The following is a 19,587-nucleotide window of genomic DNA, read 5'->3' as shown; positions in this document are numbered from 1 at the left end:
GCCTGACGGCTCGTTAGGCTGATGGTCATGGAGTCTTGGGCGGGACACGAGGTGCCACGGCTGCCGGGCGGCGGCGGGCCACTGGGCTTGTACGACTCGGCGCGGCGCGGCCTCCACCCCAGCCGCCCCGACGGCGCGGCCACCATGTACGTCTGCGGCATCACCCCGTACGACGCCACCCACCTCGGCCACGCCGCCACCATGATCACGTTCGACCTGGTGCAGCGGATGTGGCGCGACGCGGGCCTGACCGTGCGGTACGTGCAGAACGTCACCGACATCGACGACCCGCTGCTGGAGCGCGCGGCGCGCGACGGCGAGGACTGGAAGGTCCTGGCGATGCGGGAGACCGCGCTGTTCCGGGAGGACATGGAGGCGCTGCGGATCATCCCGCCGGCGCACTACGTCGGCGCGGTGGAGTCGATCCCGGACATCGCCGAGAAGGTCCTCGTCCTGCTCAAGGACGGTGCCGCGTACCGGCTCGACGACGGCACCGGCGACATCTACTTCGACGTCAGCGCCGCCCCGGAGTTCGGCTACGAGTCGAACCTGACTCGCGAGCAGATGCTGGAGATCTTCCCGGAGCGCGGCGGCGACCCCGACCGGGCCGGCAAGCGCGACCCGCTCGACCCGCTGCTGTGGCGCGGCGCCCGCGAGGGCGAGCCGTCCTGGCCCGGTGGTGAGCTGGGCGCCGGCCGCCCCGGCTGGCACATCGAGTGCGCGGTGATCGCGCTGAACCTGCTCGGTGACCGGATCGACGTGCAGGGCGGCGGTAACGACCTGCTCTTCCCGCACCACGAGTGCTCCGCCGCGCACGCCGAGCGGCTCACCGGCGAGGCGCCCTTCGCCGCCCACTACGTGCACGCCGGCATGATCGGCCTGGACGGCGAGAAGATGTCGAAGTCGAAGGGCAACCTGGTCTTCGTCTCCCGGCTGCGCGCCGACAAGGTCGACCCGATGGCGGTGCGGCTGGGCCTGATGTCCGGGCACTACCGCGCCGACCGCGCCTGGTCCGACGACCTGCTCCACACCGCGCAGGCGCGCCTGGACCGTTGGCGGCGGGCCGCCGCCGCGCCCGCCGGGCCGTCCGGGGCGGACTTCCTGGCCGGGGTACGCGCCCGGCTCGCCGACGACCTCGACAGCCCCGGCGCCCTGGCGCTGGCCGACGACTGGGCCGACCGCGCCCTGGCCGGTACCGGCGACGACCCGCAGGGGCCGGCCCTCTTCGCCGACACCGTGGACGCCCTTCTCGGCATCCGCCTCTGAGCCTCGGCCGGCGGCAACCGCCCCGGCGGTTGCCGCCCCGGGTCGCAGCACCATGATCCAGTCGCATTTACCGACACCGTCGACGGCGTGTCGTGTCGGTGGATGCGACTCGATCATGAGGGTCGGGCGGTGGCAGTCGGCTCAGGCTGCTGGCCGCGCTCGCCGCGGCTGGGGTCCCGCACCGGGGTGCGGAAGGGGTCAGCCGAGTACCAGGCCGGGGTCCGGGTCCTGGTCCGGGGCGGGGGCGGGGATCTTGTACTCCTCGGTGAGGGTGGTCATCGGGCCCGGCCAGGTGGCCTGGGCCACCTCGATCGGCTTGCGCTTCTCGTCGAAGGCGACGTGCAGCAGGTGCAGCACCGGGGTGTCCGGCCGGATCTGCAGGGTCTCCGCCTCTTCCCGGCTGGGCTGGCGGGCGCTGATCGTGTCGGTGGCCGAGACGTACCGGCGGCCGGTGGCCTCCTCGGCCTCCTGGTAGAGCGGGCGGCCGAACGCCTCGGCCCGCTCCAGCGAGGTGCCCGCGGTGTCGGCCGGGAGGAACCAGGAGGCGCCCACCTCCACCGGCGAGTCCTCGGTGCGTACCAGGTGTCGGCGGCAGAGCAGCTCGGCGCCGTCGGCCACCCCGAAGGCGTCGGCGACCTCCGGCGGGGCGGGGGAGCGGCCGACGGAGACCAGCTGCTGCCGGTACCGGGCGGCCAGGTCGGTGTGGTAGCCGCGGAAGCCGCCGTAGCGGCCCCGGGAGAGCCGGTTGAGCCGGCGTCGGGTGCCCCGCACGTACGTACCCGAGCCGGGCTTGGTGATCAGGATGCCCTCGACCCGCAACTGGTCGACGGCGCGCTGGACGGTCTGCTTCGCCACGCCGAACATCTCGGCGATGGCCGGGATGGACGGCAGCCGCTCGCCCGGTGCCCAGTCGCCGCGGCGCACCTGGGTCTTGAGCTGCGCGGCGATCTGCCGGTGCGGGAACTCGGCGGCCCCCGGGTTGATCTGCACACCCGCCTCCTCATACCACTAGGTTCCTAGGATGCCCTACGCGGCGTGACCCGCGCCACCCCGGACACGCGCAGAACGGCCCCGGACGCGAACGTCCGGGGCCGGTGACTCGGTGGGGAAGGGCGTTACCAGGAACCGGCCGTGGGGCCGGCGGAACCGCCCCGGCGGCGCAGGTACTTCTCGAACTCCTGGGCGATCTCGTCCCCGGTCAGTGGGGTGATGCCGGCGTCGCCGACCCGCTCCTCCAGCTCGCGGACGTACTCACCGAGTTCGGCGTCCTGCTCGGCGGCGCCGCGCACCCGCTGCTCCCACTCGGCGGCCTCCTCGGCCAGGTCGGCCATCGGCACCGGCAGGTCGAGCACGTCCTCGACCCGGTGCAGCAGGGCCAGGGTGGCCTTCGGACAGGGCGGGTTGTTGGCGTAGTGCGGCACGTGCACCCAGAACGACACCGCGTCGACCTCGGCCCGGGTGCAGGCGTCCTGCAACACCCCGACGATGCCGGTCGGCCCGTCGTAGCGGGTGGGGGTGAGCTGGTAGCGCTGGGCGGCCTCGGCGTCGGAGGCGCTGCCGCTGATCGGCAGGGGACGGGTGTACGGCACGTCGGCCAGCAGCGCGCCGAGCAGCACCACCCGCTCGACCTCCAGGCTGTGGCAGATCTCCAGCACCTGCTCGCAGAAGGTGCGCCAACGCATGCTGGGCTCGATGCCCCGGATCAGGACCACGTCCCGCTCGGTGCCCTCCGGGCTGGCCACCATGAACTTCGTGGTGGGCCACTCGACCCGCCGGGTCTCACCCTCGGCCATCGTGATGGTCGGGCGGCTCACCTGGAAGTCGTAGAAGTCCTCCGGGTCCAGCTCGGTGACCGGGCGGGCCTGCCAGACCTGCTCCAGGTGCTCCACGGCGGCGGTGGAGGCGTCCGCGGCGTCGTTCCAGCCCTCGAAGGCGGCGATCGCCACCGGGGACCGCAGCACCGGCAGCCCGTCGAACTCGGTCACGCCGTCACCTCACCCTGCTCGTCGCCGACGGCGCCGGGCGCCGACCCGGTCCTCCGCCCGCCGTGCACGGTGGCGTCCCTGATGTCCTTCACGTCCGCCAGCCTACGTGGCGGCGCCAGGTGCGGCCGGTCGGCCGCGCCGGTCCGCCACGCCGGCGGGCCGCCGAAAGGGTACGAAAGGGATGCGCGGTCCCGCTGGCAGAATGTGGGACCGGCTACGGCTGTGGACCAACCGGCGCATCGTCGGATTAACCTGAACCCGTGCGGACTTCGTTGCTGGATGTGCTGGCCGACCGGATCCTCGTCGCCGACGGGGCGATGGGGACGATGTTGCAGGCTGCCGACCTGACCCTCGACGACTTCGAGGGGCTGGAGGGGTGCAACGAGATCCTCAACGTCACCCGTCCTGACGTGGTGCGCGGCGTGCACGAGGCGTACCTGGCCGCCGGGGCCGACTGCGTGGAGACCAACACCTTCGGCGCCAACCTCGCCAACCTCGCCGAGTACGACATCCCGGAGCGGATCCGGGAGCTCTCCGCGGCCGGCGCGCGCCTGGCCCGGGAGGCCGCCGACGCGTACGGCACCCCGGAGCGGCCCCGGTTCGTGCTCGGCTCGATCGGGCCGGGCACCAAGCTGCCCACCCTCGGGCACACCGCGTACGCGACGCTGCGCGACGCGTACCAGGAGAACGCCGCCGGCCTGATCGAGGGTGGCTCGGACGCGCTGATCGTGGAGACCTGCCAGGACCTGCTCCAGGTCAAGGCGGCGGTGGTCGGCTGCCACCGGGCGATGGCCGAGCTGGGCCGGAAGGTGCCGATCATCTGCCACGTGGCGGTGGAGACCACCGGCACCATGTTGGTGGGCAGCGAGATCGGGGCGGCGCTGGCGGCCATCGAGCCGCTGGGCGTGGACCTGATCGGACTGAACTGCTCGACCGGCCCGGCCGAGATGGGCGAGCACCTGCGCTACCTGTCCCAGCACTCCCGGATCCCGCTGTCGGTGATGCCGAACGCCGGCCTGCCGGTGCTGACGGCGGACGGGGCGTACTTCCCGCTGACCCCGGTGGAGCTGGCCGACGCGCTGGAGCGGTTCGTCGCCGAGTACGGCGTGGCGCTGGTCGGCGGTTGCTGCGGCACCACGCCGGAGCACATCCGGGTGCTGGCCGAGCGGCTGCACGGCACGACCCCGACGCCGCGCGAGCCGCGGCACGAGGCCGGCGTCTCCTCGATCTACCACCCGGTGCCGTTCGCGCAGGACGCCTCGGTGCTGATGGTGGGGGAGCGGACCAACGCCAACGGTTCCAAGGCGTTCCGCGAGGCGATGCTCGCCGCCGACTGGCAGGCGTGCGTGGAGATCGCCCGGAGCCAGGCCCGGGACGGCTCGCACCTGCTCGACCTCTGCGTCGACTACGTCGGCCGGGACGGCACGCAGGACATGCGCGAGCTGGCCGGGCGCTTCGCCACCGCCTCCACCCTGCCGATCATGCTGGACTCCACCGAGCCGGCGGTGATCGAGGCGGGGCTGGAGATGCTCGGCGGCCGGTGCGTGGTCAACTCGGTGAACTTCGAGGACGGTGACGGGCCGGAGTCCCGCTACGCCCGGGTGATGCCGGTCGTCAAGGAGCACGGCGCCGCCGTGGTGGCGCTGCTGATCGACGAGGAGGGGCAGGCGCGGACCGCCGAGTGGAAGGTCCGAATCGCGGGCCGCCTGATCGAGGACCTCACCGGACGGTGGGGGATGGACCGCTCCGACATCCTCATCGACGCGCTGACCTTCCCGATCGCCACCGGGCAGGAGGAGACCCGGCGCGACGGCATCGAGACGATCGAGGCGATCCGGGAGATCGCCCGCCGCTACCCCGGCGTCAACTTCACCCTCGGCGTCTCCAACGTCTCGTTCGGCCTCAACCCGGCGGCCCGCCAGGTCCTCAATTCGGTGTTCCTCAACGAGTGCCAGCAGGCCGGCCTGACCAGCGCCATCGTGCACGCCAGCAAGATCCTGCCGATCAGTCGGATCCCGGACGAGCAGCGCGAGGTGGCGCTGGACCTGATCTACGACCGGCGCCGCGAGGGGTACGACCCGGTGCAGCGGTTCATCGAGGCATTCGAGGGCGTGGACGCGGCCTCGGCGCGGGCCGGGCGGGCCGAGGAGCTGGCCGCGCTGCCGCTGGACGAGCGGCTCAAGCGGCGGATCGTCGACGGCGAGCGCAACGGCCTGGAAACCGACCTGGACGCGGCGATGGCCGGCGGCCGATCGCCGCTGTCGATCATCAACGACCTGCTGCTCGACGGCATGAAGGTCGTCGGCGAGCTGTTCGGCTCCGGGCAGATGCAGCTGCCGTTCGTGTTGCAGTCCGCCGAGGTGATGAAGACCGCGGTGGCCTACCTGGAGCCGCACATGGAGACGGCCGAGGACGGCGGCAAGGGCCGCATCGTGCTCGCCACCGTCCGGGGCGACGTCCACGACATCGGCAAGAACCTGGTCGACATCATCCTGTCCAACAACGGCTACGAGGTCGTCAACATCGGCATCAAGCAGCCGATCACCGCGATCCTGGACGCCGCCGAGGAGCACCGGGCCGACGCGATCGGGATGTCCGGCCTGCTGGTCAAGAGCACCGTCATCATGAAGGAGAACCTGGCCGAGATGGCCTCCCGAGGGGTGGCCGAACGCTGGCCGGTGCTGCTCGGCGGGGCCGCGCTCACCCGCGCGTACGTCGAGGACGACCTGCGGTCGATGTTCCCCGGCCAGGTGCACTACGCCCGCGACGCCTTCGAGGGGCTGTCCCTGATGGACCGGGTGATGACCGCCAAGCGCGGCGGCGCGCCGGTCGTCGACCCGGAGCGGGAGGCCGCCCTGGCCGCCCGGCGGGCCCGCCGGGAGCGGCAGCGCACGATGGTCACCGAGGCGCTGCCCGAGCTGCACGACGCCTCGGTCCGCTCCGACGTGGCCTCCGACGTGGAGGTGCCCACCCCGCCGTTCTTCGGCACCCGGGTGGTCAAGGGGGTGCCGCTGGCCGACTACGCGGCGCTGCTCGACGAGCGGGCCACCTTCCTCGGGCAGTGGGGGCTGCGCGGCGCCCGGGGCGGCAAGGGCCCGTCGTACGAGGAGCTGGTGGAGACCGAGGGCCGGCCCCGGCTGCGCTACTGGCTGGATCGGCTGATCGCCGACAAGGTCCTCGAGGCGGCGGTGGTGTACGGCTACTTCCCCGCGTACGCCGAGGGCAACGACCTGGTGGTGCTCGACGAGAACGGCAGCGTCGAGCGGGCCCGGTTCTCCTTCCCCCGGCAGCGGCAGGAGCGTCGGCTCTGCCTGGCCGACTTCTTCCGACCCAAGGGCGACCAGCTGGACGTGGTGGCGTTGCAGCTGGTCACCGTCGGGCAGCCGATCAGCGAGTACACCGCGAAGATGTTCGCCGGCAACGAGTACCGCGACTACCTGGAGGTGCACGGCCTGTCCGTGCAGCTCACCGAGGCGCTCGCCGAGTACTGGCACCGGCGGATCCGCTCCGAGCTGGTCCTGCCCGGCGGCGGTACGGTCGCCGAGAACGATCCGGCGGACCTGGCCGGCCTGCTGCGCAACGACTACCGGGGCTGTCGGTACGCGTTCGGCTACCCGGCCTGCCCGGACCTGGAGGACCGGGCGAAGATCGTCGGGCTGCTGGGCGCGGATCGGATCGGGGTGCAGCTGTCCGAGGAGTTCCAGCTCGTGCCGGAGCAGGCGACGGACGCGATCGTGGTGCACCACCCGGAGGCGAACTACTTCAACGCCAAATAGGTGGGGCGGGCGGTGGACGTGCTCTGACCTGCGGTTTCATAGATCACGCCTCCTTGCTTGGGCGCATGGTGGGCACATCGCGCCGGAAGACGTCGTCGATCGCCTCGCGCGACCGGTCGTCGTCGTCCGGCCAGAGGTGGGCGTACACGCCGAGCGTCTGCGCTGCGTTCGCGTGGCCGAGCCGGTCGCTGACGACCTTCACCGACAGGCCCGCCCGGATCAACGCCGACGCGAAGAAGTGGCGCAGGTCGTGGCAGGTCACCTCGGGCAGGCCGGCGGCGGTCCGTGCCGGCGCCCAGACGTCCCGGTTGAAGCGGTTCCGGTGCAGCGGCTCGCCCGCCTCGTCGCGGAAGACGTACGCCGTCCCGGTCGCCTTGTGCTCGGCCAGGTGCGCAGCGAGCGCGTCAACGACGACCCGGCCGACCGGCAGCGTCCGGTAGCTCGACCGGTTCTTCAGCGGGACCGGAACAACTGTTCCCCCCGGGCCGGGCTGGACCTGCCGGTCGACGGTGAGCGTCTTCCGGAGGAAGTCGACGTCGGCGACCTGTAGGCCGAACAGCTCACCCTGCCGCAGCCCAGTCGCCGCGCCGACCACGACCAGTGCCCGGTACATCGGAAGCATGTTTCCGGCCAGCGCGTCGACCTGGTCGACGGTGAGCGGGGTGACTTGCTTGCGCGGCAGCTCGGGCAGCTTGATCCGGTCGGCCGGATCGTATGGGATCAGCCGGTCGCGCACGGCGGCCGACAGGATCGCCCGCACGGTGGCCCAGATCGGCCGGACCGAGGACGGAGAGACCGCCAGGCCCGTCACGAACGCCTGTAGCTCGCTGGCCCGGATCTGCGCCAGCGGCCGGGAGCCGAGTACCGGGTAGCAGTGGCGCCGGAGCTGCGATTCGGTACGCGCCGCGGTGTTGGCCCGGTGCGGCTGCATCGCTCGCCACCGCTCCGCGTATGCCTCGAAGGTCGTCCGCCCGGCGGCAGGGTCGACGTAGCTGCCGGTGTTGAGCTTGTGCTCGACCTCCGCGCGGAACCTGTCAGCGTCAAGTTTCCTGGCAAACCCGCGCTTGCGCTGCTTGCCTGCCTCGTCGCGCCAGCGGACGACGTACGGCGTCTTCCGCCGGCTCGGATCCTTCTCAACGGTCGCCATCGCGGCGCTCCTTCGCCCCGCGCACCGCATCGCTCTGCCGCTCGATGTTCTCCGGCGTCCACTGCCCGGCCGGCACCTGCCACTCCGATTCCGGCACCTCGGAGAAGTAGCGCCGGGCGTCCACTGTGCTGATCGGGGTCTGGCCGCGCACCCACGCCCGCATGAATCCGGGAGTCGTCGTGACCGTTCCCACCGGCTGCACCTCGACGAACCCGCCTGTGGCCGGCCGCTGGTCGTCAGTCGGAGGCACGAGCAGGTGAACCGGCGCGACGTCCAGCACAAAGGACAGCGCTAGCCACTCCTCGACGCTCACCGCCCGGCGTCGGCCGCTCTCCAGGTTCGCCACGATCGACCGGTCCCACGAGATCCCGACCCGGGTCATCTCCTCCGCGAGCCGCTGCGCGGACCAGCCGCGGCCCTTACGGAGATCCCTCACCCGGGCGGCGATAGCCCGATGCGGACTCAGTGGCTGTGTCATGAGAGCACAGTACCGAGTGTTGGTTGCGCAGCACAAGACCACACGCTAACCTGCTCCCAACTCACAGACATGCGCGTTGGGAGCACAAAAATGGGTGATAGGCAACCGCTCGCCACACCGGAAGAGGTCGCGCAGTACATGCAGAAGCCGGTCCGGACGCTGGAGCAGTGGCGGTACCGGGGGATAGGCCCGCGGTTCTCGAAGGTCGGCCGTGACGTCCGGTACCGCTGGTCCGACGTCGAGAAGTGGCTCGACCAGCAGCGGGCGGCGGCTGCCTGAGATGCCGCAGATGAACAACGCCCGCCCCGGGGCTGGATCCGGGACGGGCGCCAAGACGGCCGGCGAGGACGTCACCGCCAATCTTAGCGACCCGACCGACATCCCGGCACCCGCCGTGCTGTCCTGGCTCTACCGCCGCGGCGATGACCCGGTGGTCGTCCGCCGGCGGATCGCCGCGGAGCTCGATGACCTGCTCGGCATCACGCGGTCGACCGGTTCGGCTGACCTCGACTACCACCTGACCGGGCTCGACCTCGGCGTGCTGGAGCGTGAGGCTGCAGCGCCTACCCCGATCGGGTGCGCCGCGTGACCGACATCCAGTTCTGCCCGGTGTGCCAGGAACTGCTACCGGACTACTGCACCTGCGCACCGCCGGCAGGTGTTCAGGATCGAACACCTGCGGCAATTGCCGCACCTGCTCGCCGCCTGGTGCTGACCCCGGCGTCGGCCATCGAACCCGAGCCGGTCGTGTGGGCATGGGAGGACAACGGCGAGGGCCGGATCCCGTCCGGGTCGCTGTCCGTCGCTGCCGGCCGGGAAGGCACCGGGAAGAGCAGCTTCGGTATCTGGCTGGCCGCGCAGATCACCCGCGGGATCCTGCCCGGACAGCTTCACGGCCAACCCCGACCGGTGATCTACGCGGCGGTAGAGGACTCGTGGAAGCACACCCTCGTGCCGCGGCTGATGGCGGCCGGCGCCGACCTGTCGATGGTGTACCGGTGCGAGGTCTACCAGGATGACGCGCTCGACACGACGCTGTCCCTGCCGCTGGACAACGTCCGGTTGGAGGCGGAGCTCCGTCGGCTGCGAGCCGCCCTGCTGGTGCTCGACCCGCTCATGTCGACGATCGGCGCGAAGATCGACACCCACCGGGAGCGGGACGTCCGGACCGCCCTCGACCCGCTCGCCCGGCTCGCCGACCGTGCCCGCTGCGTCGTGCTCGGCATCGCCCACTTCAACAAGGGCAGCGGCAACGACCCGTCCTCACTCATCACCGGTTCGGGCGCCTTCAAGAACGTCCCCCGGTCGGTGTTCGGCTTCGCCGTCGACCGGGAGGACGGGAGTCGGGTGATGACGCAGACGAAGAACAGCCTCGGGAAGCTCGACCTCCCGTCGCTTCAGTACGCCATCGAGGACAGCACCGTGGCGACCCGGCTCGGTCCGGCGCACGTCGGCCGGCTGGTGTGGCTGGGGGAGTCCGACCGCACCGTCACCGACATCCTCAACGACTCCGCCAGCGACGACCGAGAAGAACGAACCGACTGCGCCGCGTGGCTGCGGTCGCACCTCGCGGACAACGGCGGCGAGGCCGAAGCGGTCGACATCTTCAAGGCCGGCGACAAGAACGGGTTCAGCCGCGACGCCCTCAAGCGGGCCAAGAAGAGGGCCGGCGTGACCAGCCGCAAGGGCGCGTTCGACGCCGGGTGGATGTGGATTCTCAACCTCGAAGGGAGCGCCAACAGCGCGAAGGGGGCGGAGTCCGTGCCCCCGCCCCCTTCGCTCCCTTCGCCGCTCCCTTCGACCAACGACGGAGACGCAGCATGACGCAGGTACCCGAGGACGCCAGCGGGACCGTGGACCTGACCGACGCGTGCGCCATCCTCGGCTGCTGGCTCGACGGCGACCTCGACGCCCTCACCGACATCCTCCGCAACGCCGACCCTGGCGCCATCCTCGGCCAACTGGTCGTGCTGGTCGTGCAGTTCGGTCGCATCATCACCGATGGCGATGACCAGCAACTACGCGAACTGATCAACGACGCACTCGCGCGCACCGTGGACACCGGCGATGGCCATGGGTAGGGCAGGGGGGCGGGTCCGTCACGCGAAACGGACATACCTGACCCTACTTCCTTCCATCAGGCGTTTATGTGCGTGGCGAGCCTGGGGCGTCGCTGTGACGCGTTGCGTAACGCCTGCCCCCCACCCCGGACCGGGGGGAGAGACGCCCGACTGAAGTGATGAGGGTCAGGACCTGCTCTTTTGCGTGGGCACCCCGCCCCCGGTGCCTGCGACGTTGTGACAAGGAGGTGTGACGCGTGACGCGTCACGGCCGTAACGGAGGTGACGACAGATGATCGTCGTGGAGTGGACCGACCCGGAGAGCGGGCGCCGGGAACGGCGTACGTTCCCGAACGCGGACGGCACCGGGAAGCTGCACCGCTGGCTGAAGCGGCAAGGCATCCCGTACTCGTCGGGGTGGGCGCGTGACGCCCAGGTCGTCGAGCGGCTGCGCCACGGCCGGCAGTGGAGCCCGGACCCGCGGGTGTGGCGCGGAGGTGATGCGGCGTGAACGTGCGATTGGCCGCCCGGCTGCGGTACATCCTCGCCGAGTCGATGGCCGCCCTGCCGGCGCAGGACAGGGACCAGCGGATCGCGTACGTCCGGGAGACCGGCGAGCACGGGATCCGTGTCGTGGAGGACGACGGGCTGCTCCGGTTCACCTGGGGCGGTCAGCCCCTGGCCGTGGTCGACCCGGCGGTGTTCGCCGACGACGCCTACCTGCAGCCGTTGGAGCGCGACATGGTGCGGCAGGTGCCCGACGATCCGGGCGAACTGTCGGACGACTGATCTATGATTCAACTGCCACCGGGCCGCGCCCGGGGCCGGTGTCGCGGGCCGCGTAAGCCTCCCGCCCCGCCGACCAGTACCGGCGCGGAATCCGACCAGGGCCGCCCGTCGGGCCTCCCAGGAGCAGGCAGTCATTCATTGACCGTGCCCTCTTGAGGAGAGACACACATGGCAAAGCGTTGGATTGCGGACGTCCGTAGCGACCGTGAGGCCGTCACCGAGAAGTACGACCGGTGCCGCAGCGAGCTGAACGAGATTCACCGTTCGGCGACGGACCGGGAGCTCACCGCCGGCGAGCAGGAGCGTTTCGACCGGCTGAGCCGGGGCCTGCAGAACGCCAGCGACGAGATCGCCAAGCTCCGCGATGAGGAGATGGACATGATCCGTCAGCTCGCGGAGAACCCGGCGAACCGTGAGGGCGGATCGGTGGGTCAGCCGTACGGCCACGACGCCAGCCGCGCCCGCGGCGCCGGTGAGCGGGACCAGGCGCTGCGCACCATCGAACGGTCGGCGAAGGCCGGCATGCTGGTCGACCACGCAGCCGAGCGGGCCACCGAGCTGGTGGAGCGGTCCGGCGCTCCGGCGGACCAGTCGATCGCCGCCCGGTGGGTCACCACGACCGGCGACGAGGCGTACCGGTCGGCGTTCGTGAAGATGCTCGCCGACCCGGTCCGCGGTCACATGCTGTGGACCCAGCAGGAGCAGGCCGCCTACCAGGCGGTTGCCGGGGTGCAGGCGGAGATGTCCCGGGCGATGTCGCTCACCGACGCCAGCGGCGGCTACATGGTGCCCCTGACGCTCGACCCGGCGCTGAACCTCACCAGCGACGGCAGCGTCAACCCGCTCCGGCGGATCGCCCGGGTCGTGCAGACCGCCACCGAGTCGTGGACCGGACTGACCACGGCCGGCGCCACCAGCGAGTGGAAGGCCGAGGCGGCGCAGGCCGCCGACGGATCGCCGGCCGTCGACGACACCCCGATTCCCGTGCACTTCGGGGACACGTTCGTGCCGTACTCGTACGAGATCGGCATGGACGGGCGCAACTTCCTCGAGGAGCTGCGCAAGGTGATGCTCGACTCCGCCGACCAGCTGATGGCCACCGCCTACACCACGGGTTCGGGGTCGGGTCAGCCGAAGGGCATCGTGACCGCGCTGGCCGGCACCGCCAGCGAGATCAACACCACCGGCACGGAGGCGATCGTGGCGTCGGACGCGTTCGCGTTGCAGAACGCCCTGCCGGCCCGGTTCCAGGCCCGCGCGCAGTGGGCGATGCACCTGGCGATCATCAACACGTTCCGGCAGTTCGAGACCACGGCCGGGGCGCTGAAGTTCCCGGAGATCACCAACGGGCAGCTGCTCAACCGTCGGCTGAACGAGCTGAGCAACATGGACGGGTCGATCAGCGCCACCGCCACCGCGAATAACTACGTCGCGCTGTATGGGGACTTCTCCAACTTCGTGATCGTGGACCGGATCGGCACCACGCTGGAGCTGATCCCCAACCTGGTGGGCGCGAACGGCCGGCCGACGGGTCAGCGGGGCGCGTTCCTGTGGTTCCGCACCGGCTCGGACGTGCTGGTGCCGCAGGCGTTCCGCATGCTCGACGTCCCGACCACCGCCTGATCGGGGGGTCTGACCATGGCAGGCAAGCAGCGCACCAGCACCGTGGCGAAGACGTGGGAGGTGCTGACCGAGAACCCTGTCGGCCGGCGCACCGTCGTCCGGATCACCGGCCCGGACGCGGACACCGTGCGGGCGGCGGTCGCCAAGGGGCTGCCGCACGGGCACCAGGTGCTCGACGTGGCGGCGCCGGGCGAGGGCCTGGGTTCCAGGGACCGGGACAGCGACTCCCGGTAACCGATCTTGCGGCGTGGCGCGTGCGACCTGCGCGCCACGCCGCACCCTCCACCACACCCACAGAAGGGGCCAGCGGTGGCCGATAAGCGCGACATCCTCGTCAGGTTGCTCGGTGAAGAGACCGTGTCCCGCATGGCGGGCCGGGCAGAGAAGGGCCTCGACCGGTTCGGCGACAGCCTCGATGCGACCGAGAAGGACGCGGCCGACCTCGACCGGCAGATCGCCGAGGTCGAGGGGTCGCTGAAGACTCTCGCGGTGGCGTTCGCCCGCACCTCCGACGCCGCCGACCGGCTCGACATCTCCAAGGCGATGCGCAAGCAGCAAGCCGAGCTGCGGAAGCTGACCAAGTCGAAGGATTTCCTGCCCGACTTCGGCAAGTCTGGTGAGGAAGCCGCCTCCGGGTTCGCCGCGTCGTTCGTCGCCCGCCTCGGCCCGCTCATGGCCCGCGTCCCGATGGCTGGCATGAACCCGGCGGGGTTGGCGATCGCCGCCCCGCTGGCCGCTGGCGCGGCGGTGGTCGTCGGTACGGCGGTGGCTGGTGCGGTCGTCGGCGGCGTCGGTATCGGCGGTGTGATCGGCGGTATCAAGCTCGCCGGCCGGGACGCGCGGGTGAAGGCCGCCAGCAAGGAGCTCGGCGACGAGGTCGGGCAGGTCATGGGCCGCGCCTCGGTGTCGTTCGTACCCGAAACCCTCGACGCGATCGGCGAGGTGCGCTCCACCGTCCGTGAGTTGGAGCCGGATTTCCGGCGGGCGTTCGGCGCGGCCTCGGACCACCTGGAGCCGCTGACCCAGGGGCTGCTCAACGCCGGTAAGAACGCCCTACCTGGCGTCATCGACGCCCTGGAGCGCGGCGGACCCGTCATCCACTCTTTCGCCGACGGGTTCGAGCGACTCGGCGACGCCGCCGGGGATTCCCTGTCGGACCTGTCGGAGCACGCCGACGAGGGCGCGCACGCCCTGACGCTGCTGTTCGCCACCATGGACCACGGCATCCAGGCGACCACCGACCTGCTCGGCGGTATGGCGATGCTGTACGGCGCGTCGGAGAAGCTGTCCGCGCTGTGGACGGGTGGCGGCATCCCAACACTGGCGGCGATGATCGCCGAAGAGAAGAACGCCGACGCCGCCTCGCGTGGGCTGGCCGGCGGCCTGGGCGGGGTCATGGACGCCGCCGTCAGGGCCATCCCCGGGGCGGAAGCGCTGAACGAACGGCAGAAGATCCTCAACGGGACCATGCAGGAGGGGATCGCGGCGGCCGGCGGGCTGTCGGCGGCGTTCGACCGGATCAACGGCGTAGCGCTGACGGCGCGGGAGGCGGAGTCGAACTACCAGGCCGCCGTGGACGCGGTGACCGCGTCGATCAAGGAGCACGGCAAGACCCTCGACACGGACACGGCCGCCGGGCGGGCCAACGACCAGCAGATCCGCAACCTGATCACCACGGCGCGGGAGCGAGCGCAGGCCGTCTACGACAACACCTTGGCGACGAAGGGGCAGGCCGCCGCGGAGACGGCCGCCAAGGCCACGTTCGAGCAGAGCCGCGCCCAGCTCATCCGGAACCTCACGACGATCCTCGGGAACGCCGGCGCGGCGCGGAAGCTCGCCGACGAGATCATGAAGATCCCGAAGAAGTGGGACACGAAGTACACCGCCAACACGGGCGCGGCGGAAGCCGCGGCGAAGCGGCTCAAGGCGCGTATCGACGAGATCGACCGGCGCATCGACATCAAGGCCACCCTGACCACCTCGTACGGCGGTGGCGCGCACACCGGGCAGGGCTACTCCACCGGCATGTCCGAGGGTGGTCCGGTCATCGGCAGGGGCCCGAAGGGTGTCGACTCCGAGCCGCGGATGCTCGCCCCCGGTGAGCACGTGTGGACGGATGAAGAGGTCGACGCGGCCGGCGGGCATGGGGCGATGGAGCGGATGCGCGCGGCGATCCGCGGCGGCGGGTCATCCCCTCGCGGCGCGGCCCCATTCCCGGCCCACGGCGGCGGACACGCCAGCGGCGGCGCACTGCCCCCGATCGTCTTCCGCTTCGAAGGCATCGGGAACTCCGCCATGGAACGGATGTTCCTCGGCTGGCTCACCCAGGCCATCCGCAACGGCGGCGGCAACTACAAGATCTTCGGACTGGGAGGTAACTACTGATGGCGCGACGCAGCCCGGCTGGACCTCGCCCGGGCGGACCACCCGCACCGACCGGCCCGGCCGGACCACGCCCGAAGGGGGCACTCACCAGGTGAGTACCCCCTCCATACTGTGGACCCGTCACTCGCCAGTCGAGTTGTCGGGGCGGCATCGGCTGGGCAGCGGAAGCTGAACGCGCTTCGGCCACTGCGCATCGCACATCCGCACGTCGAGGTCGCACCAGGTGCCGTCACGGGCCACCCGCACCACCGTGAGGTGAAGCGGGACCGGCCAGAGCGGGTGCTCCCACACCAGCCGGTCCCCGCGGCGCACCGTCACCCGTCGCCTTCCCTGTCGCGCAGCCACGCCGCCAGCTCGTCGACCAGGTCGCCGACGTCGACGTCGGCCAGCGGCGTCACGTCGGCCAGCGGCGTCACGCCGGCCGCGTCGGCGACGTCGAGCAGGTCGTCCCGCTGCCGCTTCGCTTGCTCGTCGAGCTGGCCGCAGCGGAATCCGGTCTCGAACGTGTCCCCGACCTCGTCCAGCGTGTACGTCCGGGGCTGCCGTGCCCGCAGGGGTGGGCGGCGGTTCGTCGACGGCCGCCACCAGCGGTCCGGCCGGCTCACCGGTCGCCCCCGGCCGGACGCAGCCGGTACTGCGGGCACCGCTCGGACTGGTGGCGAGGGCCGCCGCAGAACGGGCACGGCCCGGCCTGGCCGCCGTCGGGCAGCCCGCAGTAGCCGGTGTCGCCGAACGGGCCGCCGGTGAACACCTTCACCGCGGGACGGCCGCACGTGCACACCTCGCCCGGCTCAGCGGCGCGCTCGCTCGGGCCGGTCAACTTCGGCACCTGCCGAGGTTGCGCACGGTCCTTCGCCATGTCGAGCAGCCGGGTGAGCTGGTGGCGCAGCACCCTCCCCTGCCCGATCGGCAGGTAGCCGTAGTGCACCTCGCCGGAGGTGGTGACCTCGAGGACGATCGACGGCTGGTCGATCGTCCATGCCTGCTCCAGCCACAGCCGCAGCAGGTCGTACGCGTCGCCGGTGACCACGGTCAGGGGCTTCGAGTGGTGGATTCCGTCTCCGGTGCAGATCTCGCCCTTCAGGCACCAGCGCGGGTGCTGTACGTGGGCAGGGTCGGTACGCTGTTCCATTGGGTCGCCTCCTGGGGCGATCAAGTCGTCCCCGGTCGGTGCTTCGATCACCGTTCCGGGGGCGCATTCGTTTGGGGGGCGGACGGTGGGCACATCTTGGGCACACGCCGCCGTGAGGTGCTGCGAGTCAGTGAGAGCCACTAAGGGCTGATTTCCCTGCTCACGGGCCCTGTCGGGGCCATCACCGCAGGTCCCGGGACTGCCGGGATCTCTTCAACGCCAAGTGATCACCGCTGGTGCTCTGACCTGCGGCGGAGCACCCGGAAGAGCCCTGTTTCGCATGATCATGCCGTCTCCAGGCCGTCCGGCGTAGGCGGATCGTCGGCGAACGCGTGGTCGATCGCGCGGCGGGTGCGGTCCTCGCTGGTCGGCAGCACCTGCATGCCGTTGTGTCGGTTGTCGGGGACGCCCGTCGCGCGGGACGGGGGCGCCGTGCGTCATCGCGGCCACCGGGCGGATGAGCACGCCGGAGGGTACCGCCGGGCGCGTGACCGACGGCCGCCGCATCGAGCGTGATCGGCCCCGTCGAACCTCCCGGGTGGGTCGCACAGGGCCCAGTCTGATCCATGGCTCTCGAAAGTCCCGGACGGTCGAATCAGGTAAGCCGACTCATGTTTGCCGCGAACGTGGAACAATTTCGCAAAGGGTGCCAATCGAACCGAGTGCTGGACGGTCTCGACGACAACGACCTCCGGCGCACGGCACCTTTGCCTGCCTGAGTCCGGTCATGAGTGGTTCGTCCGCCGGTGATCCCGTGGCTCAGGACTCCACGTAGAAGGGAGCAGCAGTGATGGGACGTACCCGACTCTGGGCGGTCGCGATGGCGGCCAGCGCAGCGGTGGCGGCAACCGCCATCGGCACCGCCGCCATGGGCGACGGCCGGAACGACTCGGGTGACAAGCGGGAGTCGCACGACTCCCGCGACTCGCGGGACTGGACCGACTCGCGGGACCACAAGGAGGTGAACGTCCGGGCCAAGCTCAGCGGCTTCGAGGAAGACCCAAAGCCCATCTCGACGCCCGGCTCCGGCCGGTTCAAAGCCACGATCGACGAACGGGACAAGGAGATCGAGTTCGAGCTGAGCTACGAGGACCTGCAGGACGTCCAGCAGGCGCACATCCACTTCGGAGGGAGGCACCAGAGCGGCGGCATCGCCGCCTTCCTCTGCTCCAACCTGAAGGACGCGAAGGGTGGCCCGTCGCACGACGTCCAGTCCTGCCCCCAGGCCCCAGCCACCATCGAGGGGACCATCAAGCCCGATGACGTGGTCGGCCCTGCCGACCAGGGCATCGAGCCGGGCGAGTTCGACGAACTCGTCGACGCGATCGAGGCCGGCGTCACGTACGTGAACGTGCACACCAAGAAGTATCCGAACGGCGAAATCCGCGGCCAGATCAAGAGCGACGACAAGCGGGACCGGGACGACGAGAACCGGGGCCGCGACGAGGACGACGACCGGTGGAACTCGTGGTGGAGCGGCGACGAGGACCGGGCTTGGAACGAGCTCAAGAAGAACTGGGACCGGGACCACGAGGACCGGGACCGGGACGAGCGCCACGACGACAAGGGCGACGAGGACCGGGACCGGGACGAGCGCCACGACGATAAGGGCGACGAGGACCGGGACCGGGACGAGCGCCACGACGATAAGGGCGACGAGGACCGGGACCGGGACGAGCGCCACGATGACAAGCGCGACGAGGACCGGTCCAACGACGAGAAGTGACCAGTCGCCTCGCGACGGGGGGAACGCCCAACCCTTGACGGGTCGGGCGTTCCGCCATTGCGTCGGCCCACCCGCCGCTCTACGAGGCGGGCCGGTTGTCGTGCCAAGGCTCCGCGCTAAGCTCGGCCGCGCCGCCGCACCGTCACCAGGATCAGGCCGTATCCAGGCCGCCTGAGGTAGACCAACAGGGACAAACGCCGACCGCCGCCGGCAGGAGTAACACCAGGTCAAGCGGTATCGTGCCCGATTTTTGAGCGACCACTTCTACGCCAATGATCAATGCAACGCCAAGTGACGCCGTCAGGTGCTCTGAGCTCCGCAAACACCCTCCGCTCACCCGCCTAGGCCATGGCCAGGCCCGGCACAGGCGTCCAGGCCGCGGCCGAAGGCTGCGTCAATCGCACGGCGGGTCGGGTCCTCGCTGTGCGGCAACAGGTGGGGTGTAGAACCGCAGCGTGAAGCCGGGGTCGGCGTGGCCGAGGTACAGCGAGAGCGCCCTGATGCTCGCGCCCGCGTCGAGCAGCACCGAGGCGTAGGTGTGGCGCGGGACGTGCATCCCGTTCTGCCGGTTGTCCTCATACCCGGTCCGGCGAGGCGCTGATGACTCGGACAGCGGTGTCAGTCCGACTCATCGCGGGCGCGGCCGTAGCGCTCGTAGATCACGCGCGAGCCGAACGTCCTGGTCTCGAGCAGGTGTAGCGGAACGTCTTCGGTGACCGGCGGCAGAAAGGGCGTGCCGCCACCGACGACGACCGGATAGCGGAACATACGCAGCTCGTCGACGAGGCCGAGCTCGATCGCTGCCGCAGCCAGGCTGGCGCCGCCGATCGAGACGTCCCGGTCGGTCACGTCGAGCGCCGTAGCGACCTCCTCGGCCACCGACGCCTTGGCGAGCCGGGCGTTGCCCTGAACGCTGTCGAGCGTGCGGCTGAAGACGACCTTCGGGAGAGCGCACCAGACGTCGGCGAACGCGGCCCTGAACTCGTTGTCGCGCAGCGACGGATCCGTCTCCCACACCAGCATGGTCTCGTAGAGCCTGCGACCCAACAGATAGCCGCCGAGCTCGCGTATCTGCGCGAGGTGGAAACGAAACAGCTCCTCGCTAGTACGACAGCCGCCGTTCGAGATCATGGGTGAAGTTCGAGGTTGAGGCGGCGTGTGTAGTGGGATCGTCGGGCTTGGGCTTGATGCCGGCGCCGCCACTGTGACCAGTGCAAATG

At 70.8% G+C, this 19,587-nt stretch carries 21 protein-coding genes; 12 read left to right on the top strand and 9 right to left on the bottom strand.

Going from position 1 to position 19,587, the window contains the following annotated elements:
• Window positions 1-27 precede the first annotated feature (27 nt).
• Complete coding sequence (gene mshC / locus M2302_RS09700) at window positions 28-1,266, top strand: cysteine--1-D-myo-inosityl 2-amino-2-deoxy-alpha-D-glucopyranoside ligase (RefSeq protein ID WP_280837579.1); 1,239 nt, start codon at window positions 28-30, stop codon at window positions 1,264-1,266.
• A 198-nt stretch (window positions 1,267-1,464) separates the two neighbouring features.
• On the opposite strand, the gene M2302_RS09695 is transcribed toward mshC, so the two are convergent.
• Together M2302_RS09695 and M2302_RS09690 are read right to left on the bottom strand one after the other, a co-directional pair.
• The gene (locus tag M2302_RS09695; protein WP_280837578.1) at window positions 1,465-2,256 is read right to left on the bottom strand and encodes a GntR family transcriptional regulator; all 792 of its coding nucleotides are present in this window, start codon (window positions 2,254-2,256) and stop codon (window positions 1,465-1,467) included.
• 125 nt (window positions 2,257-2,381) lie between these two features.
• On the bottom strand, window positions 2,382-3,251 hold the full coding sequence (locus tag M2302_RS09690) for a PAC2 family protein (RefSeq protein ID WP_154937452.1): 870 nt from the start codon (window positions 3,249-3,251) through the stop codon (window positions 2,382-2,384).
• A 260-nt stretch (window positions 3,252-3,511) separates the two neighbouring features.
• Between M2302_RS09690 and metH the strand changes: the two genes are divergently transcribed.
• Window positions 3,512-7,027 (top strand): methionine synthase, encoded by a 3,516-nt coding sequence (metH, locus tag M2302_RS09685; RefSeq protein ID WP_280837577.1) that lies wholly within the window; start codon window positions 3,512-3,514, stop codon window positions 7,025-7,027.
• A 43-nt stretch (window positions 7,028-7,070) separates the two neighbouring features.
• Here the strand turns inward: metH and M2302_RS09680 are convergent, their stop codons facing one another.
• Both M2302_RS09680 and M2302_RS09675 read right to left on the bottom strand, forming a co-directional pair.
• On the bottom strand, window positions 7,071-8,174 hold the full coding sequence (locus tag M2302_RS09680; protein WP_280837576.1) for a site-specific integrase: 1,104 nt from the start codon (window positions 8,172-8,174) through the stop codon (window positions 7,071-7,073).
• The gene (locus tag M2302_RS09675; RefSeq protein WP_280837575.1) at window positions 8,161-8,610 is read right to left on the bottom strand and encodes a helix-turn-helix transcriptional regulator; all 450 of its coding nucleotides are present in this window, start codon (window positions 8,608-8,610) and stop codon (window positions 8,161-8,163) included. The genes M2302_RS09680 and M2302_RS09675 overlap by 14 nt, the downstream gene beginning before the upstream one ends.
• A gap of 132 nt (window positions 8,611-8,742) precedes the next feature.
• Between M2302_RS09675 and M2302_RS09670 the strand changes: the two genes are divergently transcribed.
• From M2302_RS09670 to M2302_RS09630, 9 genes are all read left to right on the top strand, one after another.
• Window positions 8,743-8,931 carry a helix-turn-helix domain-containing protein gene (locus tag M2302_RS09670; protein ID WP_280837574.1) on the top strand — a complete coding sequence of 63 codons (189 nt, stop codon included), beginning with the start codon at window positions 8,743-8,745 and terminating at the stop codon, window positions 8,929-8,931.
• Window positions 8,932-8,941: 10 nt separating this feature from the next.
• A complete protein-coding gene (locus tag M2302_RS09665; protein WP_280837573.1) occupies window positions 8,942-9,241 on the top strand; it encodes a hypothetical protein in 300 nt (99 codons plus the stop codon).
• Window positions 9,238-10,476 (top strand): AAA family ATPase, encoded by a 1,239-nt coding sequence (locus M2302_RS09660; protein WP_280837572.1) that lies wholly within the window; start codon window positions 9,238-9,240, stop codon window positions 10,474-10,476. Before M2302_RS09665 ends, M2302_RS09660 begins: the two co-directional genes overlap by 4 nt.
• Window positions 10,473-10,733 carry a hypothetical protein gene (locus tag M2302_RS09655; RefSeq protein WP_280837571.1) on the top strand — a complete coding sequence of 87 codons (261 nt, stop codon included), beginning with the start codon at window positions 10,473-10,475 and terminating at the stop codon, window positions 10,731-10,733. Before M2302_RS09660 ends, M2302_RS09655 begins: the two co-directional genes overlap by 4 nt.
• 271 nt (window positions 10,734-11,004) lie before the next feature.
• Window positions 11,005-11,223, top strand: a complete 219-nt coding sequence (locus tag M2302_RS09650) for a hypothetical protein (RefSeq protein WP_280837570.1) — start codon at window positions 11,005-11,007, stop codon at window positions 11,221-11,223.
• On the top strand, window positions 11,220-11,501 hold the full coding sequence (locus M2302_RS09645) for a hypothetical protein (RefSeq protein WP_280837569.1): 282 nt from the start codon (window positions 11,220-11,222) through the stop codon (window positions 11,499-11,501). The genes M2302_RS09650 and M2302_RS09645 overlap by 4 nt, the downstream gene beginning before the upstream one ends.
• A 168-nt stretch (window positions 11,502-11,669) precedes the next feature.
• On the top strand, window positions 11,670-13,124 hold the full coding sequence (locus M2302_RS09640) for a phage major capsid protein (RefSeq protein WP_280837568.1): 1,455 nt from the start codon (window positions 11,670-11,672) through the stop codon (window positions 13,122-13,124).
• Between the two features lie 15 nt (window positions 13,125-13,139).
• The gene (locus tag M2302_RS09635) at window positions 13,140-13,358 is read left to right on the top strand and encodes a hypothetical protein (RefSeq protein ID WP_280837567.1); all 219 of its coding nucleotides are present in this window, start codon (window positions 13,140-13,142) and stop codon (window positions 13,356-13,358) included.
• Window positions 13,359-13,490: 132 nt separating this feature from the next.
• A complete protein-coding gene (locus M2302_RS09630) occupies window positions 13,491-15,509 on the top strand; it encodes a hypothetical protein (protein WP_280837566.1) in 2,019 nt (672 codons plus the stop codon).
• Between the two features lie 120 nt (window positions 15,510-15,629).
• Here M2302_RS09630 and M2302_RS09625 read toward each other — a convergent pair whose 3' ends face one another.
• Genes M2302_RS09625 through M2302_RS09615 form a run of 3 tightly spaced genes read right to left on the bottom strand, consistent with a single transcriptional unit; the run spans window position 15,630 to window position 16,641 of the window.
• Window positions 15,630-15,827 carry a hypothetical protein gene (locus M2302_RS09625; RefSeq protein WP_280837565.1) on the bottom strand — a complete coding sequence of 66 codons (198 nt, stop codon included), beginning with the start codon at window positions 15,825-15,827 and terminating at the stop codon, window positions 15,630-15,632.
• Window positions 15,824-16,114, bottom strand: a complete 291-nt coding sequence (locus M2302_RS09620) for a hypothetical protein (protein ID WP_280837564.1) — start codon at window positions 16,112-16,114, stop codon at window positions 15,824-15,826. Before M2302_RS09620 ends, M2302_RS09625 begins: the two co-directional genes overlap by 4 nt.
• The gene (locus tag M2302_RS09615) at window positions 16,111-16,641 is read right to left on the bottom strand and encodes a hypothetical protein (RefSeq protein WP_280837563.1); all 531 of its coding nucleotides are present in this window, start codon (window positions 16,639-16,641) and stop codon (window positions 16,111-16,113) included. Before M2302_RS09615 ends, M2302_RS09620 begins: the two co-directional genes overlap by 4 nt.
• Before the next feature lie 790 nt (window positions 16,642-17,431).
• Between M2302_RS09615 and M2302_RS09610 the strand changes: the two genes are divergently transcribed.
• Window positions 17,432-18,367, top strand: coding sequence for a CHRD domain-containing protein (locus tag M2302_RS09610; protein ID WP_280837562.1), 936 nt, complete (start codon window positions 17,432-17,434; stop codon window positions 18,365-18,367).
• A 394-nt stretch (window positions 18,368-18,761) separates the two neighbouring features.
• Here M2302_RS09610 and M2302_RS09605 read toward each other — a convergent pair whose 3' ends face one another.
• Window positions 18,762-18,923 (bottom strand): hypothetical protein, encoded by a 162-nt coding sequence (locus tag M2302_RS09605; protein WP_280837561.1) that lies wholly within the window; start codon window positions 18,921-18,923, stop codon window positions 18,762-18,764.
• A gap of 62 nt (window positions 18,924-18,985) precedes the next feature.
• Window positions 18,986-19,498, bottom strand: coding sequence for a dihydrofolate reductase family protein (locus M2302_RS09600; RefSeq protein ID WP_280837560.1), 513 nt, complete (start codon window positions 19,496-19,498; stop codon window positions 18,986-18,988).
• Between the last annotated feature and the right edge of the window lie 89 nt (window positions 19,499-19,587).

Origin of the sequence: Micromonospora sp. A200, from assembly GCF_029893845.1 — a bacterium.
In the GTDB taxonomy this organism is placed as follows: Bacteria; Actinomycetota; Actinomycetes; order Mycobacteriales; family Micromonosporaceae; genus Micromonospora; species Micromonospora purpureochromogenes.
This window is presented reverse-complemented; position numbering and strand designations above follow the sequence as displayed.

Excerpts from the sequence above, each read along its gene's own strand:
- mshC (WP_280837579.1), top strand. The coding sequence starts at position 28 with ATGGAGTCTTGGGCGGGACACGAGGTGCCACGGCTGCCGGGCGGCGGC.
- M2302_RS09680 (WP_280837576.1), bottom strand. The coding sequence starts at position 8,174 with ATGGCGACCGTTGAGAAGGATCCGAGCCGGCGGAAGACGCCGTACGTC.
- M2302_RS09670 (WP_280837574.1), top strand. The coding sequence starts at position 8,743 with ATGGGTGATAGGCAACCGCTCGCCACACCGGAAGAGGTCGCGCAGTAC.
- M2302_RS09665 (WP_280837573.1), top strand. The coding sequence starts at position 8,942 with ATGAACAACGCCCGCCCCGGGGCTGGATCCGGGACGGGCGCCAAGACG.
- M2302_RS09655 (WP_280837571.1), top strand. The coding sequence starts at position 10,473 with ATGACGCAGGTACCCGAGGACGCCAGCGGGACCGTGGACCTGACCGAC.
- M2302_RS09650 (WP_280837570.1), top strand. The coding sequence starts at position 11,005 with ATGATCGTCGTGGAGTGGACCGACCCGGAGAGCGGGCGCCGGGAACGG.
- M2302_RS09640 (WP_280837568.1), top strand. The coding sequence starts at position 11,670 with ATGGCAAAGCGTTGGATTGCGGACGTCCGTAGCGACCGTGAGGCCGTC.
- M2302_RS09635 (WP_280837567.1), top strand. The coding sequence starts at position 13,140 with ATGGCAGGCAAGCAGCGCACCAGCACCGTGGCGAAGACGTGGGAGGTG.
- M2302_RS09630 (WP_280837566.1), top strand. The coding sequence starts at position 13,491 with ATGGCGGGCCGGGCAGAGAAGGGCCTCGACCGGTTCGGCGACAGCCTC.
- M2302_RS09615 (WP_280837563.1), bottom strand. The coding sequence starts at position 16,641 with ATGGAACAGCGTACCGACCCTGCCCACGTACAGCACCCGCGCTGGTGC.
- M2302_RS09610 (WP_280837562.1), top strand. The coding sequence starts at position 17,432 with ATGGGACGTACCCGACTCTGGGCGGTCGCGATGGCGGCCAGCGCAGCG.
- M2302_RS09605 (WP_280837561.1), bottom strand. The coding sequence starts at position 18,923 with ATGCACGTCCCGCGCCACACCTACGCCTCGGTGCTGCTCGACGCGGGC.
- M2302_RS09600 (WP_280837560.1), bottom strand. The coding sequence starts at position 19,498 with ATGATCTCGAACGGCGGCTGTCGTACTAGCGAGGAGCTGTTTCGTTTC.